Annotated in this window: 10 protein-coding genes; 9 read left to right on the forward strand and 1 reads right to left on the reverse strand. The window is 39.0% G+C overall.

From position 1 onward, the window contains the following. Positions 1 to 16: 16 nt before the first annotated feature. The 5 genes from QM491_RS11645 (at position 17) to QM491_RS11665 (ending at position 8,825) form a co-directional block, all read left to right on the forward strand. A complete protein-coding gene (locus QM491_RS11645; RefSeq protein ID WP_283327668.1) occupies positions 17 to 1,657 on the forward strand; it encodes a SusD/RagB family nutrient-binding outer membrane lipoprotein in 1,641 nt (546 codons plus the stop codon). A gap of 33 nt (positions 1,658 to 1,690) precedes the next feature. Continuing rightward, a complete protein-coding gene (locus QM491_RS11650) occupies positions 1,691 to 2,266 on the forward strand; it encodes a hypothetical protein (RefSeq protein ID WP_283327669.1) in 576 nt (191 codons plus the stop codon). Positions 2,267 to 2,756: 490 nt separating this feature from the next. Then, positions 2,757 to 5,933 carry a SusC/RagA family TonB-linked outer membrane protein gene (locus QM491_RS11655; protein ID WP_283327670.1) on the forward strand — a complete coding sequence of 1,059 codons (3,177 nt, stop codon included), beginning with the start codon at positions 2,757 to 2,759 and terminating at the stop codon, positions 5,931 to 5,933. 82 nt (positions 5,934 to 6,015) lie between these two features. After that, positions 6,016 to 7,650, forward strand: coding sequence for a RagB/SusD family nutrient uptake outer membrane protein (locus QM491_RS11660; protein ID WP_283327671.1), 1,635 nt, complete (start codon positions 6,016 to 6,018; stop codon positions 7,648 to 7,650). 224 nt (positions 7,651 to 7,874) lie between these two features. After that, positions 7,875 to 8,825 carry an NAD-dependent epimerase/dehydratase family protein gene (locus QM491_RS11665; RefSeq protein ID WP_283327672.1) on the forward strand — a complete coding sequence of 317 codons (951 nt, stop codon included), beginning with the start codon at positions 7,875 to 7,877 and terminating at the stop codon, positions 8,823 to 8,825. Between the two features lie 253 nt (positions 8,826 to 9,078). Here the strand turns inward: QM491_RS11665 and QM491_RS11670 are convergent, their stop codons facing one another. After that, a complete protein-coding gene (locus tag QM491_RS11670) occupies positions 9,079 to 10,074 on the reverse strand; it encodes an AraC family transcriptional regulator (protein WP_283327673.1) in 996 nt (331 codons plus the stop codon). 621 nt (positions 10,075 to 10,695) lie between these two features. Between QM491_RS11670 and QM491_RS11675 the strand changes: the two genes are divergently transcribed. The 4 genes from QM491_RS11675 to QM491_RS11690 all read left to right on the forward strand — a co-directional run bounded on the left by QM491_RS11675 (position 10,696) and on the right by QM491_RS11690 (position 17,149). Then, on the forward strand, positions 10,696 to 12,342 hold the full coding sequence (locus QM491_RS11675) for a TldD/PmbA family protein (RefSeq protein WP_283327674.1): 1,647 nt from the start codon (positions 10,696 to 10,698) through the stop codon (positions 12,340 to 12,342). A gap of 24 nt (positions 12,343 to 12,366) precedes the next feature. Next, a complete protein-coding gene (locus QM491_RS11680; protein ID WP_283327675.1) occupies positions 12,367 to 13,683 on the forward strand; it encodes a TldD/PmbA family protein in 1,317 nt (438 codons plus the stop codon). A 442-nt stretch (positions 13,684 to 14,125) separates the two neighbouring features. After that, the gene (locus QM491_RS11685; protein WP_283327676.1) at positions 14,126 to 15,766 is read left to right on the forward strand and encodes a TldD/PmbA family protein; all 1,641 of its coding nucleotides are present in this window, start codon (positions 14,126 to 14,128) and stop codon (positions 15,764 to 15,766) included. A gap of 42 nt (positions 15,767 to 15,808) precedes the next feature. Continuing rightward, complete coding sequence (locus QM491_RS11690) at positions 15,809 to 17,149, forward strand: TldD/PmbA family protein (RefSeq protein ID WP_283327677.1); 1,341 nt, start codon at positions 15,809 to 15,811, stop codon at positions 17,147 to 17,149. Positions 17,150 to 17,280 lie beyond the last annotated feature (131 nt).

The following is a 17,280-nucleotide window of genomic DNA, read 5'->3' on the forward strand; positions in this document are numbered from 1 at the left end:
CTTTAAATCTGATTAGATGATGATAAAGAAAATACATTTTTTATGGCTCGCGTTGATGTCGATAGTCATAAGCTCGTGTAAGCTCGACTTATTAGACAACCCCAACGCTGTGACTACCAATAATACAGATATTAACTATTTGGCTAGTCAAATTCAGGTGAGTTATGCTACTCACTTCAACCAAGTGGGCGACCCCGGAATGCGCCTTACTCGTATGCTAAACGCTGGTGCAGCCATTTATGATAATGCTGTAACGCCAGGAGGTATGGACGGAACTTGGACCAATGCTTACGCTGGTATTTTGAATGATATTAAAACGCTGATTCCTTTAGCAGAGCAAGGAGAGTTTTTTGTTCATGCAGGCGTAGGACGCATCTTACGAGCGTCCGTATTGATGAACTTCGTAGATATTTTTGGCGATGTTCCTTATACCGAAGCGCTTGATCCCGCTAACTTTAACCCAAAAGTAGATGGTGGGGCAACCTTGTACACCGTAGCGTTAGCAGATTTGGATAAGGCAATCGAAAACCTCAATGCCAAATCAAAATCAGGTTTGACTGTAGACCTTTACTATGGAGGAACAATTGATAACTGGATTCGTGCGGCAAATACTTTGAAGTTGAAAATCTATTTGAATAGAAAATTGATAGATGCAGCAGGTTCAAAAACAGGGATTAATACGTTGATTGCTGGAAATAAATTGATTTCGACGACTACCCAAAACTTGACTTTTAAGTATGGAAGCAATCAGGTGAACCCCGACAACCGTCATCCACGTTATGCTGGTCAATATTCGCCAACAGGCGGAGGCGATTACCAATCAAATGCCTATATGGGCTTGATGTATGATAAAAAAGACCCTCGTATTAGAGCCTATTTTTATCGTCAGGTAACGGTGAATTCAAAAGATGTAAATGAAATCCGTTGTATTACTAACCAAAAGCCTAACCACTATGCTGCTACAGATTATTACTGTTTGCCAACAAATGTTGGTTATTGGGGACGTGACCACCTAAGCAACGAAGGTATTCCACCCGATGGTTTGAAAAGAACCGCTTGGGGGTTATATCCTGCTGGGGGTTTATATGATAACGATGCTGGCAGACCTGTATCCCTAGTAGCAGGAGCAGCAGGAGCAGGGATTCAACCTATATTGATGTCGTCTTTCACTGATTTCATGTTGGCCGAATCAGCTTTGACATTAGGTACAACTGGCGATGCAAGAGCTTTATTAGAATCGGGGCTTCGTAAATCAATGGCAGATGTGCGTGCGTTTATGTTGGCATCGGCTGAGTCAAGTAAAATTACAGCATTTGAAACTAGCAATAACATTGTGTGGGCTGACCAAGTAAATAGCTATGTACAAGCAGTACTTACTGCCTATGATGGTGCTACAACAAGCTCGGCTAAACTCAACGTGATTGCAACAGAATATTGGTTTGCTTTGTATGGTAATGGTATCGAAGCTTATAACCTATATCGTCGTACTGGTATGCCACTCAACTTGCAACCAGCACTTGACCCTAATCCAGGACCGTTTATTCGTTCGTTCTACTATCCAACGGCGTTTGTGAGTAGAAACGTAAATGCTAAACAAAAAGCCAATATGACTTTGCCTGTATTTTGGGACAATAACCCTGCAAGTTTATTCAAATAGGCGATAATTTTTTAAAGTTTAACAATTGATACAATGAAACATTTAAAGATATATTCAATTTTGTTGGTTTGGGGGCTTCTGGTAGGAGCTTGCAAAACCGAAATGATTGAGCCTATCGACTTGAATGCCTTAGAAACAGGAGGATACATTCGTACAGTGTCTCCGTATCCTGTAAGTTCAAGCTCGTTTACATACAAAGTATCAGCCATAACGACTAGTAAAATGGAGTTTTTGGCAGAGGCTGTTACCCCTAACTTTGGAGCCTTGTTTTCATCTTATGACTTGGTAATCAAATTTGTAGATGCGACGCCTGCTAATGGTACTAAAACTACGGCACAATTAACCTTGAAGAGTATTCCTGCTTCAAGTTTTACGAAAGACCCTACTTCTGGGTATCCGCGTGCAACGATTGCTATTACTGCAGCCGAAGCGTTGGCTGCAACCAAACTTGCGGCAAGCGATATATCAGTAGGAGATAGTTTTGAGATTACAGGCACGATGAAGCTTACAAATGGCCAATCATATACTAATACAAACACTGGCCCCAATATTACAGGTGGAGCTTTTTATAGTTCACCATTTTTTTATAAGGTAAACGTAATTCAATAACTGACAATTGAATTGTACCTAAAACCGAGCCTATTTTGGGCTCGGTTTTTTGTTTTAAAGACTATTACAAACGACCGTTTGAAATAAGTGATGCCACATTGGAAATGTTCAATTTTGAGGAAATGTATATTTGATTTAGCGTGATATAGATACAAAAAATGGATAAACAGGTCTACACATTTAAAAAAAAATAATATTTGATTAGAATTTTTTTTAAACGGTTATTAGACTACTTAAGTGGTATATTTTATAGTAATTAATACTTATAAAAATGCTTGAATTTGAATCGTATATAGAAAAAATTAGGTACTAACGCATTAAAATAAACAGGAATAAAATTGGCTATTTGATAGATTTTAAGGGAAAAATGAAGGTAATTTTATGAAAATGCAAAATATCATTTTGAAATCCTATTGTGAGTTTCTTGATAATTTCATAATTTGGCATAAATAACCTTAACAAATATTATCAACCTTAACTAAATTAGTTCATGAGAAAAAGTCTATTAATGACTTTCTTGTTGACTATGCTTTCTAGTGTCCTTATCATGGCACAAGACCGCAAAGTCACAGGAAAGGTGACATCTGCTGAAGACGGTTCTAGTCTTCCTGGAGTAACTGTTCAACTCAAAGGAACAGCTAAAGGTACCCAAACTGATGCAAATGGAGTTTACTCTATTGCAGTGCCTTCAAGTGGTACTCTCTCATTCTCTTTTGTAGGTATGTCAAGTCAAGATGTAGCGATTGGTAACCGTTCGGTTATTGACGTAAAATTGGCTGTGGATGCAAAACAACTTTCTGAAGTTGTGGTAACGGGTACAGGTGCTGCGGTAGACAAAAGAAAATTGGCTATTGACGTACAATCTGTAAGTGCCAAAAATCTACCATCAGTTCCATCTGCTTCTATTGACCAAGCTTTGGTTGGTAAAATTGCAGGTGCTCAAATCACTTCTGGTAATGGTATGCCAGGTCAGCCAGTAAACATTTTGTTGCGTGGTATCAATACAATCAACCGTGGTACAACTCCAATGATTTTATTGGATGGTATCCAGTTAGGTACTACAGACATAAACTCAATCGATTTGAATACAATCGACCGTGTTGAAGTTGTTCAAGGTGCTGCTGCTGCTACAATTTATGGTGCGCAAGGTGCAAACGGTGTTATTCAATTGTTTACGAAAAAAGGCAAAAATGGTCAATTGACTATCGACGTATCTTCTAGCGTAATCCGTTCTGAATATTTGAACGTGGGTGGTTTGAAAAAAGCTAATATGCACGGTTTTGTGACAAACGCTAACAATGAAGTTATTGGGGGGTCCGGTAAACCATTGACATTGGATCCTACTTACGGTTCTTATTCAGAGAACGTTATTTGGAACTCGACTGACCCAACTGTTCAAATCAACAAGCCTTACGACAAAAACTTGCAGTATTACGATCACTTCTCGATGTTCTTCCAACCTTCAACTAACCACCAACATTCGGTGTCAATTGCAGGTGGTACAGCAAAAAGTGATTTCAGTATGTCATTGTCACACGCTCAACAAGAAACTAACTTCAAAAACTTGGGTGGTCTTGGTAGAACAAACTTTACTGCAAACATGGGTGTTGAATTAGCTAAAGGCTTGAAATTACGTTCAATCACTCAGTTGATTTATACAAAAAATACGATTAATGACGCAACTGGTAGAAGTATCATTTACTCGGTATTTAACTCTCGTCCATTTGCTAACTACGATTTCAAAGATGCTGATGGAAACTATCCTGTGTATTTTGGAGATGCTGTTGGGGTAAACGGTGCAAACCCGAACTTCGTAAACCAATATACTTCGTCATTGATTAATAAAGTTGATGTAGTTCAAAACTTCTCATTGAACTACCAGTTTCCGAAATTTGTAGAATTGGATGCGAAATATGGTATCAACTATCAACATCAGGAGAATGTTTATACTTATTTGAACCAAAATAACAATAAGAATGCAGTAGATCAACAGTATTTCTATAGCAACTATGGTACAGATGGTTCAGGAGAATTAGATAACTATACTTACAATACAACCTTCCAAAACTTCTTGGCATCAGCTTATTTCAAAACTGATTTCCAAAAAGACTTCGGTTTGAGTTTGCCAATTCGTACATCAACTCAAGTATCATTTGACTGGAGAGATCGCTATTACAAAGAATACATTACTTATGGTTTAGGTTTGCCAACATATACGCCATTCAACGCGTCACAAACGCCAACAAACCGTATTGCTAGCGATTACAAAATTCCATTTGTTACGTATGGTTATTTGATTAACCAACGTGTTGATTACGGTGAAGTAGCAGGTATCTCTGGTGGTTTCCGTACTGACTACTCTTCTGCGTTTGGTGCTGCTTCAACACCATTTACTTTCCCTCGTGGTGATGGTTATGTTCGTCTTTCTGCATTTGATTTCTGGAAAGATTCAAAAGTGGCAAGCACTATTGAAGAATTCAAACTTCGTGCAGCTTATGGTGAGGCAGGTATCCAACCAAACCAATTTGACCGTTATGTAACCTTGAATACTAAAACAATTGGTTCAAGTAACTCATTCTATTTCCCATTGTCACAGTCTAACCCAGGCTTGAACGTAGAGGTTTCAAAAGAACTTGAAATTGGTACAGATATAGGTCTATCATTAGCAAAAGGTACACCTTGGATGAATGATTTGTCTATCAATGCTAGTTACTGGAAAAGAAGTACAGACAATGCGATTTATAACATTGATGCTGCTCCATCTACAGGGGTGGGTACTTTGAAAGATAACGCTTTCTCTTTAGCATCTAGAGGTTTCCAGTTCTCATTGAACGCTTCTATCTTCAAAAACAGTGATTTCTCATGGAACTTCACTACTAACTTCGGTAAGCAAACTTCTGAAATTACAGCTGTACGTGGTGGTGCTGAAGTGGTTATTACTTCTGCTGCTGGTTCGACAGGTTATGTATTGAAAGCTGGTGAAAAAATCGGTCAGTTGTATGGTTTCTTTGGTATCCATAGTTTAGATGAAAAATTGCCAGATGGAACTTTCGCAATTGCAGAAGCAAACCGTGGTAATTTTGAAGTAGCAAGTAATGGTTGGGTTGTAAACAAAACAACAAAAGCTCCTTATTTCTCTACAAAACAATTCGCTTTTGGTGATCCTAACCCTAAATTCAATATGTCGTTTATTAATGACTTTAGCTGGAAAGGTATCGTAAACTTCAACTTCCAAGTTGACTGGGTATATGGCTCACACTTGTACAACCAAACGAAAGAATGGATGTATCGTGACGGTATTCACGCTGATTACCAAGTGCCAATTACTATCAATGGACAAACTGGCGCATGGTCTGCATTCTATCGTGGTGTTTATGCTGAAGTTTCTCGTAACGGTACGAAAAACTATTTCTACGAAGATGCTTCATTCGCTCGTTTGCGTAACCTTTCTGTTGCTGTTGATTTAGTAAAAGCATTCGGTATTAAAGGTTTCAGAAAACTACAATTGGTAATGACTGGTCGTAACTTGGCTACTATCACAAAATACACGGGCTTAGATCCAGAGATTTCTTCTGGTTCAAACGGCTCTGCTTGGGATAGAGGTACAGACCACAACACTATGCCTAACCTTCGTTCTTACCAAGTTGGTTTGAATATCGGTTTCTAGTCAGCCAAATTTTCTCCAATAGAAGACGCTATTTTTAGTCTTCATTTTCAGAAATAAGTATTCAGTTTAAACGACACAAGGAATGAAAAAGATAAAAATTACTGCACTCTCGGTGCTACTCATGAGTAGCATGATGATGTCGTGCAAAGACCAACTCGATATTCAAAACCCTAACCAACCAACACCTGCCAGTGCTGCAACAGAATCTGGTGTGATTGGTTTGGCTCAAGGTGCAATCTATATTAATGGTTTCACTTCATCTGGTGACAAATACTATGATGGCGTTGTAGGTGCTTTCTACAATGGCGTTGTAGGTTTTCACGAAATGATGGGTGATGTAGTAGCTGCTGAAGCTGCGAACACTTACATGAACAACTTGTCTGCTCCCAACTCAGTTACGTTGGATGATGGTACTGTTGTGGCAAACCCTAACTCTCCAAGCCAGCAAATTACGTTGCTTCGCAATATCAACGTAAATGCTCAACAAGGTGGTAACCCAGGTTTCCATGAATGGGCTTTGATGTACGGTTTGAATAATGCTGCCAACTCTATCTTGGAAGTAGTTGAAAAAACAACATTCTCTGGTGATGCAGCAACGAAAAAGAATACTGTAAAAGCTTGGGCTTACCTTTGGAAAGGATTCGCTTATGCTCGTATTGGTTCAATTTACTATGCTGGTTTGATTAATAATGCGTCAAGCTCGACAAATGGAAATTACGTAGCGAAGGAAAAAATCATTGAAGAGTCTAATGCTAACTACGATAAAGCTGCTGCTTTGTTAGGTGCAATCACTAATACAGCGGATTATTCATCAGTATTGGGTGCTTTGATTCCAAGTTATTTCCAAACAGGTAAAGGAGTTGTTCCTACAACAGCACAATTTATTAAGAACTTGAATACCTTGAAAGCTCGCAATATCATCGTAAATACTCCTGTGGCTTCGATGACTGCTGCTCAATGGAATCAAATTCTAACATTGACTAACGCTGGTGTTGGTTCTTCTGACCCTGTATTTGCTGGTAATACCAACACTGCTGGTGATATTTTCTCACCTTTGAGCTATTCTGTAGCGGCTCGTTGTGTAGGTGCTAACGCATCAGGTGGTACATTCAAAATCTCTGAACGTTTGATTCAAGATTTTAATACTGGCGATAAGCGTTTGGCTAATAACTTCAACCAATTTGCTGTTTGGGTTGGTAACTCTGACCGTGGTAATGCTTTCAACACTCGTTGGGGTATCAAAGATGGCGGTAATGGTTTGGCTGGCGTTATGGTTTATACAAACCGTACTGCTGGTATGGCCGAGTTATATATGTTGGGTAGCTACGAAGAAAATGAATTGATGAAAGCTGAAGCTAAATTGTACACTGGCGATATTGCTGGTGCAGCTACTAGTATCAACAACATTCGTACTTATCAAGGTGCTGGCTTGGCAGCTCTTGCTTCGACAGACTTGGCTACGGTAAAAGAAGAACTTCGTAAAGAAAGACGTGTGGCTTTGGCATTCCGTGGTTTAGCATTCTACGATGCACGTCGTTGGGGTGTATTGGATAGCGGTCGCAAAAATGCAGTGGTTATTTCTAAAGATGGTAAAACTATCAATACTAAAGCATCTATTACTTACGGATACTTAGATTACTGGGATGTACCAGACAATGAGTTGGCATACAACCCTGCTGCGGCTGGTAGTGCTCCAATCAAGAACCCTAAACAATAAGATTGAGTGCTGAGTTTAGAAGTTTGAAACTCGTACAAATCAACTTAATCATTCATTGCTTTTATTCAAACGCCTCTTCGCTACGGTGAAGGGGCGTTTTTGTTTATTCTACGATGTGATAATCTAAGTTAATTTTTCGCTTTTTGTCATATTGCCATTCGCTTTTGGTCACAAGCAAAACAGATTATCTGTGCCAATTTTGTACTATCAAAACAAACAAAACTATGAACTCAGATATTCTTATTTTAGGTGGAACAGGAAGCATCGGATATGCTTTTACTATGGAACTTGTAGCGCAAAAAATCCCTGTAATGTTATTGGTTAGGGATACTCAGAAGGCTCAACAAATTTTTGATCAAACACCATTGATTGAATTTGTAGAAGGAGATGTACAAAATGGTGTTTTATTGAAAAAAATAGCCCAAGATAAAAAGGTTATATTCCACGGAATTAACTACTCCTATGAAGCATGGAAGGGCAATATGCAACAGGCTACACAAAACGTTATCGAAGCCGCCAGCTTAAATAAAGCTCAAATTATTTTCCCTGGTAATATCTACAATTATGGATTGATGCAGACTCCTATTACAGAAGAAAGTCCCGAAAATCCTTGTGCTGTAAAAGGTCAAATTCGTGTAGAATTAGAAGCCATGATGCGTACTGCTGCACAAAATAATCTATGCAGATTACTCATTGTACGTCTTCCAGACTTTTGGGGACCCAATGTGATGAACGAAGGCGTTCGTCCCATTTTTGCCAATGCGCTCAAAGGTAAACCTATGCGTTGGTTGTGCAATATGGATATTCCTCACCAGACAGTTTATACCCCAGATGCTGCCAAAATCATGGTTGAATTAATGAAGATTAAGCAGGTCGAGGAGGTGTCAGTGTATAATTACGGAGGGCAAGTACACGCATCTATGCGAACACTCTTTGCCAAAATAGCCGAACAAGCTGGACAGCCAGCCAAATATCAATTAATGTCAAAATGGATGATAAATTTGTTGGCTATTTTTATTCCTGTTCTAAAAGAGATTAAGGAAATGACCTATCTCTATGAAAATACAGTGGTATTGAATGATGATAAGTTGAGAAAGCTTTTTCCTGAATTTAAAGAAACTCGGTTGGAGGAGGCAATAAAAACGGCTTTGTCATGGAAAGGATACCAATCATAGGTATTCATGCAAAATGAAATTATGGAGCTTTCGGCTGTTAGATATGGGCACTCGGTAAAATATTTCTATAGTTTCTTAGGAGACATATTCAAACTTTTAGCCTAATACCTTTAACTTATAGCCTAAAGCACAATAAGACAATATATTACAATTTTCTTAAGTATTAATAAGGAATCCTTCGTATATCTCTACAGACGAATTTCTTCTTAAAATTAATCACCCCATCTTAATTTACTAAATTAGGGATTATATATTACGCCCTAAACGCACTTGGCGTTTGCCCAGTCCATTTTTTAAAGGAACGATAAAATACACTTGGTTCAGAATAGCCTAATAAATACGCAATATCAGTCGTACTGGAATAAGGCTGTTTCAAATGTTTGATGGCTAATTCTTTTCGAGCCTCATCCAATAATTGCTGAAAGCTTTTACCTTCTTCCTTCAACTTTTTCTGAATGTTTCTTATGCCAACGCCCAAAGTCATCGCTATATGATTGAGGGAAGGTTCTTGTCCGACCAGACATTTGACTATTTCTGTTTTTACTACATCGCTAAACAAAACTTTGGGTTGTAAAGGAGCAAGTAAATCTTGGGCATGTTGTTCAAAAACGGGGAACAGGCTTGCATTGGCATTGAGGATAGGTTTTTCAAGCTGAGAACTTTCAAATACCATCCAATTTTTACCACTTTCAAAAAAAACAGGACATTGGAAAATTCTCTGATATATTGCTAAATCACTTGTGGGGCTATGTTCAAAGTGGACTTCCGAAAGTTTAAATTCTGAAAGTGTGAGCGCTCTGAAAGCGCTAGCATAGACTGACATTTCGGATTCGAGGGCAAACTCAGGATAAATCATATCCTCAGCATTAACTCGTAAGTCAATAACTGATAGTTTTTCTTTTTGAATAAAGGTTGTTTCGACAGCATTACAAACAATGTCTTGATACTGACAAAGTTTTTCGATAGACTTACCCAAATTGGGTGCGTGCATCATCACATACGCCAAAATACCTACAGAGATAGGGCTGATAATTTCGCCCATTTGTAAAGGAAGTGAGCGGTCTCCAAGCTTTTCGACAATAGCTTTCCAAATAGTTTGTACTTTAGCAATTTCGATTCTTTCATCAGGGTTTTGTAAACTTTGTGGCGAAATCCGAAGGCTTTTCAAAATATTAGAAGTGTCTAGTCCTTTAGTATTGGCAGCCCAAAGAATCATATTTACAGAACCTATCGCTAGAGTCTTTTTCATGGAATAATGCAGGTTGGGTTAATAAGGAAATTAGTAATCAAGGTACAAAGAACTAAAGTTACAAAGAGTCATTTGATAATTGTAGATTTGGTACATCATTATCAGATTCTTAGATACAGTTGTTGCATGGACATAAAATACAAATAGCTTCTTTCAAACAACCTCAGCTCTATATTAAACTAAAATCTGATTTTCTAAAGCCAAATGCTTAATGCAAATCTGCAAAACAATCTTTCCTACAAAAAGTCCTAATTCCCCAATTTTCTTCTGCAAATAGTGCTATACACCAATATTTTCTTTTACTGATGTCGATAAAAGCCCGCATTTTGTCGAATAACGTATTGGATAATAGCCCATATTTTGTATTTTTATTGTTAAGCATCACACAATACAACACGACCTACATGTTCTCTTTTAGGTCGAAAGTTGAAAATTAATAAATCCACATACCAATAATTATTAATATGAAATAATGTTGCTCTGTGTTTTGTGCTTATAACCGTAAAAGTAATTATCAGTATTCTGGTGCATACTTACAACAGATATACTTTTAATCGATAACGTCTTTTACAGAATCTATCTTATTTCAAAATTATTTAACTTCAATCAGCAAACCCCAATATGAGAAGAAGGGATTTTATCCAGTTATCTGGTATGGGCTTAGGTGCGCTTATGGGTGCATCAGCTATACCTGTCTTGGGAAATGTTGTTCCAGCCGAGCACTTAATAGGTTCGGGTGTCGACGTAGCAACAAAGAAACGTTTAGCAGACGTAGCTCTAAACGCTGCTAAATCCAAAGGCGCCACATACACCGATGTTCGTATCGGTCGTTACCTCCAACAGTATTTATTTACCCGTGAAAACAAAGTTCAAAACGTAGTCAATGCCGAATCTTATGGTGTAGGTATTCGTGTGATTGCCAACGGAACTTGGGGCTTTTCTGCTACTAGCGATGTTACGCCTGAAGGTATTGCCAAATGCGCTGAAACGGCTGTTTCTATTGCAAAAGCAAACTCAAAAATCCAGAAAGAACCGGTAGTTCTTGCGCCACAAAAAGGAGTAGGAGAGGTATCTTGGAAAACGCCACTCAAAAAGAACTCATTCGAAGTTCCTGTTCAAGAAAAAATCGATTTGTTGATGAATGTAAACGGTGAAGCTATGAAAAATGGCGCTGCCTTCGTTACCTCCAATTTGTTTTTCATCAACGAACAAAAATATTTTGCCTCAACTGACGGATCATATATCGATCAAGATGTTCACCGTATTTGGCCAACATTTACCGTGACTGCGATAGATAAGCAAGCAGGTAAATTCAAAACTCGTGACGCTATTTCTTCGCCAATGGGGATGGGTTACGAGTATTTAGATGGCTTAGCTTCTGAAAAAATTGCAGGGCCAAATGGTTTGGTTGGTTATCGCAATTCTTACGACATGGTCGAAGATGCGATTTTTGCCGCGAAACAAGCGAAAGAAAAATTGACTGCCAAGTCGGTAATGGCTGGAAAATATGACCTTGTTCTTGACCCTAATCACTTAGGTTTGACAATTCACGAATCAGTAGGTCACCCATTAGAACTTGACCGTGTATTAGGATACGAAGCCAACTACGCAGGTACAAGTTTTGCTACTTTGGATAAATGGAAAACCAAATCATTTAACTATGGTAGCAAATTAGTGAATATCGTTGCTGATAAAACTCAACCATACACTTTGGGTACAGTTGGTTACGATGATGAAGGTGTACCTTGTAAAGAATGGGATTTGATTAAAGATGGCGTTTTGGTAAACTACCAAGCGATTCGTGACCAAGTAAATATCTTGGGTGAAAAAGAATCTCACGGTTGTTGCTATGCCGACAACTGGGATTCAGTACAATTCCAGCGTATGCCAAACGTTTCTTTGCGTCCGGGTAAAGAGAAGTTGAACGTACAAGACATGATTAAAGGTGTTGAAAAAGGTATCTATATCATTGGTCGTGGTTCGTACTCAATTGATCAACAGCGTTATAACTTCCAATTTGGTGGACAGTTATTCTACGAAATCAAAAATGGTCAAATTGCAGGAATGGTCGATGATGTAGCGTATCAGTCAAATACACAAGAATTCTGGAACTCATGTGCTCAGATTTGTGATAAAGATGATTATCGTACATTCGGTTCGTTCTTCGATGGAAAAGGTCAACCTTCACAAGTGAGCGCCGTGTCACATGGTAGTGCCACTACACGTTTCAACGGAGTGAATGTGATTAATACAGGAAGAAAAATCTAAAACTTACCTTAAACAGCATCAACAATGACGATTTTAACGAAAGAAGAAGCTAAAAAAATCATAGATAAGGTTTTGTCTTTTTCAAAAGCTGACGAGATGAGTGTGGCACTTTCAGGAGGTCGCACGGGTAATATCCGTTATGCTCGTAACTCGGTTTCGACGAGTGGAGAATCATACAACTTATCACTTTCTATTACCGCAGTATTTGGCAAGCGTTCGGGTACTTCAACGATTAACGAATTTGACGATAAGTCTTTGGAAAAAGCCGTAAGACGCGCCGAAGAAATTGCTCGCTTAGCCCCAGAAAACCCTGAATTTGTTCCTGCATTAGGGCCACAACAATATGTGGATCCAGCTAGTTTCTCTCAAAAAACTGCTGATATTTCTCCAGATTATCGTGCTAGTGCAGCTTTTGATAGTATTGACCCTTGTAGCAAGAAAAACTTGACGGCTGCGGGTTATATGGAAGATCGTACTGGTTTTAATGCCATTGGCAATAGCAAAGGACTTTTTGGATACAACAAAGCTACTTCGGTAGATTTTTCTATTACGGTACGTACTGCCGACGGTTTGGGTTCTGGCTATGCCATTCGTGATTTCAACGATGTATCAAAATTGAGTACAAAACAAGCGACTGAAATAGCGATGCAAAAAGCAATGGCATCTACTTCGGCACGTGCTTTGGAACCGGGTAAATATACTGTAATCCTTGAACCAGCGGCTTCTATCGATTTGCTTCAAAATATGATGAGAAGCATGGATGCTCGTAATGCTGACGAAGGCCGTAGCTTCTTGAGTAAAAAAGGAGGTGGTATTCGTTTAGGCGAAAAACTATTCGACGAAAGAGTAAATATCTACTCAGACCCAATGAACCTCGAAATTCCGGGTTCTCCCTTTGCTGGTGATGGTCGTCCACAAGAAAAAGTATATTGGATTGAAAATGGCGTGGTGAAAAACCTAACCTATTCTCGCTATTGGGCTGAGAAAAAAGGTGTAAAGGCTGTGCCAAATCCTGGTGGTTTTATCATGGCAGGCGGTACAGAATCATTAGCAGATTTAATCAAAGGAACAGAAAAAGGTATCCTTGTGACTCGCTTCTGGTATATCCGTGCGGTAGATCCTCAGACATTATTATACACGGGTCTTACTCGTGATGGTACTTTCTATATTGAGAATGGTCAAATCAAATACCCAATCAAGAACTTCCGTTTCAACGAGAGTCCTGTCATTATGCTCAACAACCTTGAGGCTATGGGCAAGCCAACTCGTATTGGCGGGTCGTTGGTACCACCTCTCAAAATCCGTGACTTTACCTTCAGTAGCTTATCGGATGCAGTATAGAAAATTGCTTTAAGCCGTAGGCCGTAAGCACTAAGCTTTATTTTTAATAATGGCTTAGTGCCTATAGCTTACAGCTTAAAGCACTAACATCCTTTTCCGCTTACAACGAAAAAAAGCCATTCATCAAAATCAGCTATTGGCAGGCTGGGCATCTTCTTGAAAATTTGGTATATTAAGATTGGGAAAACCTCTCAATTAGGCTCTTATTGCCTTTTGTAAGCGTTTTATAGTCTTAATAAGTTATTTGTTATGGGTTGATTTGTTAAACGGAAATTTCCGCAAGGGTAAAAAATCTGGTCAATAATTGATTTTTTAGTTGATTACTGACTGAAGGTTTTAACTTTTTAACAACTAATAAACATTTAACAAATAACTACTTACAAAAGATTTTTGAGAGAACGCCTCTTTTAAACGATTTTTCAATTAATAAACTAAAAAAAACTTGAAAAGAAGAGATTTTATCCAGATGTCGGGTCTAGGTTTAGGAGCTATGATGCTTCCTAATATTCCGATTATGGGCAGGTCCGTTGCTGCCGAATCCTTTCTCAATGAAGGTATCGATGTAGCCGTGAAAAAACGTTTGGCAGATGCAGCGCTCAATGCTGCCAAGGCAAAAGGTGCTACTTATACGGATGTTCGTATTGGTCGTTATCTCAATCAGTTTGTGATTACTCGCGAAGACAAAGTGCAAAACATTGTAAACACTGAGTCGTATGGCGTAGGTGTGCGTGTGATTGCCAATGGTTGTTGGGGTTTTGCAGCAGTTGTAGATGCCAAAACAGAGGCAGATACTGCTAGAGCAGCCGAACAAGCAGTTGCCATTGCAAAAGCTAATGCAAAATTGATGAGTCAGCCTGTGGAACTAGCGCCACAAAAAGGTTTTGGTGAAGTAAGTTGGAAAGCACCTATCCAGAAAAATGCTTTTGAAGTACCTATTCAAGAAAAGGTGGATTTGTTATTAGGTGTTAACGATGCGGCCATGAAAAATGGCGCAAACTATGTTAACTCTCTCTTGTTTTTAGTAAATGAACAAAAATACTTTGCTTCATCGGATGGCTCGTATATCGACCAAGATGTACACCGTATTTGGCCTGTATTTACGGTAACGGCTATTGACCCTAAAACGGGTAAATTCGAAAATCGTCAGACTTTGAGTGCTCCAACGGGTATGGGCTATGAATATCTGCAAACCAATCCGAAGGATAAAGTAACTGGTATTACTACTCGTTACAACAAGGGTTACGATATGATGGAAGACATCATCGCAGCTTCGCAACAAGTAAAACAGAAACTTTCGGCTAAATCTGTAGAGGCTGGTAAATATGACCTTGTGCTCGACCCATCTCACCTTTGGTTGACTATCCACGAGTCGGTAGGGCACCCGCTCGAACTTGACCGTGTATTGGGCTATGAAGCTAACTTTGCGGGTACTTCTTTCGCTACTTTGGACAAATGGCAAAGCAAGAATTTTAACTATGGTAGCAATATCGTTAACTTCTTTGCTGATAAAACTCAAGTAGGTTCGTTAGGTGCAGTAGGTTGGGATGATGAAGGTGTAAAAACCAAAAAATGGGATTTGGTCAAAGATGGTAAGTTAGTCAACTATCAAGCCATTCGTGACCAAGCAAAAATTATTGGTGAAACCGAATCACATGGCTGTTGCTATGCCGATAGCTGGTCATCAGTTCAGTTTCAACGTATGGCAAATGTTTCGCTTGCCCCAGGCAAAGAACCTTTGTCGGTTGACGAGATGATTAAGGATGTCAAAAAAGGAATTTATATTGTTGGTGATGGTTCATTCTCGATAGACCAACAGCGCTATAACTTCCAATTTGGTGGACAGTTGTTCTATGAAATTAAAGATGGAAAAATCGTGGGTATGCTCAAAGACGTAGCTTACCAATCTAACACACAAGAATTCTGGAATTCATGTGCGAAGATTTGTGACGATCGTGATTATCGTTTAGGTGGTTCGTTCTTCGACGGAAAAGGTCAGCCTTCTCAGTCTAGTGCCGTATCACATGGTAGTTCAACGGCTCGTTTCAATGGCGTAAATGTCATTAATACAGCTCGTAAAATTTAGTAGCAACCAACCTTTAATCCACTTTAACTTCTCAAGAAAACTATGTCTGTAATATTAACCGAAGAAGAAGCAAAAGCCTTGCTAAAAAAGGTGATGAGCTATTCAAAATCCGACGAATGTGAGGCTAATTTATTAGGAAACATTCGTGGAAATATTCGTTATGCACGTAACGAGGTTTCGACCAGTGGTGCATTAATCAATCAAAATCTCCAAGTGCAGTCTGCATTTGGCAAAAAAGTAGGTGTGGCAACTATTGACGAGTTTGATGATGCTTCCTTAGAAAAGGTTGTTCGTCGCTCGGAGGAATTGGCTCGCCTAGCTCCTGAAAATCCTGAGTATGTTGGACTTTTAGGACCACAGCAGTACAAAAGCCACTCATTAGGATACCTTGAAGATACAGCGAATATCAATCCTGATACTCGTGCAGATATGGTCTTCAAAAGTCTTGAATTGGCTCGTGCACAAAAATTAGTAGCAGCAGGCTTTTTAGAAGATCAAAAAGGCTTTTCGGCCATGATGAATTCGAAAGGATTGTTTGCTTATTATAAAGACTCAGGTATTAATTTCTCCCTGACCGTTCGTACAGAGGACGGTACAGGTTCGGGTTATGTAACTAGAGGGTACAACGACGTTAAAAAATTGGATACGGTAGCTGCCACTAAAATTGCGATGCAAAAAGCAGTTGGTTCTAAAAATGCTAAAGCATTAGAGCCTGGTAAATACACGGTAATCCTCGAACCAACAGCCGCAGCGGTATTGCTCGAAAGTATTTATTTTGATATGGATGCTCGTAGCGCCGATGAAGGTCGTTCGTTTTTTAGTAAACAAGGTGGAAAAACCAAGATAGGGGATAAGATTGTGGACGAACGTGTCACGATTTTCTCTGACCCTGCTTATCCTGCGCTCCCTGGGGCTCCTTGGGCAGGCGATGGTCAACCACAAGAAAAAGTGACTTGGATAGACAAAGGTGTGGTGAAAAACCTTGCCTATTCAAGATATTGGGCTCAACAGAAAAAAGTTAAGCCTCTTCCTTTTCCAAGCAATGTGATTATGGAAGGTGGTACAGCTACGCTGGAAGAAATGATTAAGAGTACCAAAAGAGGTATTTTGGTCACCAAACTCTGGTATATCCGACCTGTTGACCCGCAGACTTTATTACAAACTGGTCTAACACGTGACGGTACTTTCTTGATAGAAGATGGAAAAATTAAGTATCCAGTAAAAAACTTCCGTTTCAACGAAAGCCCTATTATTATGTTGAACAACCTAGAAATGTTGGGGAAAACTGAGCGTGTTGTGAGTACGGAATCAAACGCCAACTATATGGTACCTCCCATGAAGATTCGTGAGTTTACGTTCTCTTCATTATCGGATGCCGTGTAGTAAAGTGATGAATTGATGTCGGATTTCTGATTTCGGAAGTAAAAGAAACTTTCTAGGATATTACGTTATAAATTGAAGGTTTTTATATTTCCGAAATCAGAAATCTCAAATCCAAATTAGTTTTTAAACTA

Origin of the sequence: Flectobacillus longus (assembly GCF_030056705.1) — a bacterium.
GTDB lineage: Bacteria > Bacteroidota > Bacteroidia > Cytophagales > Spirosomataceae > Flectobacillus > Flectobacillus longus.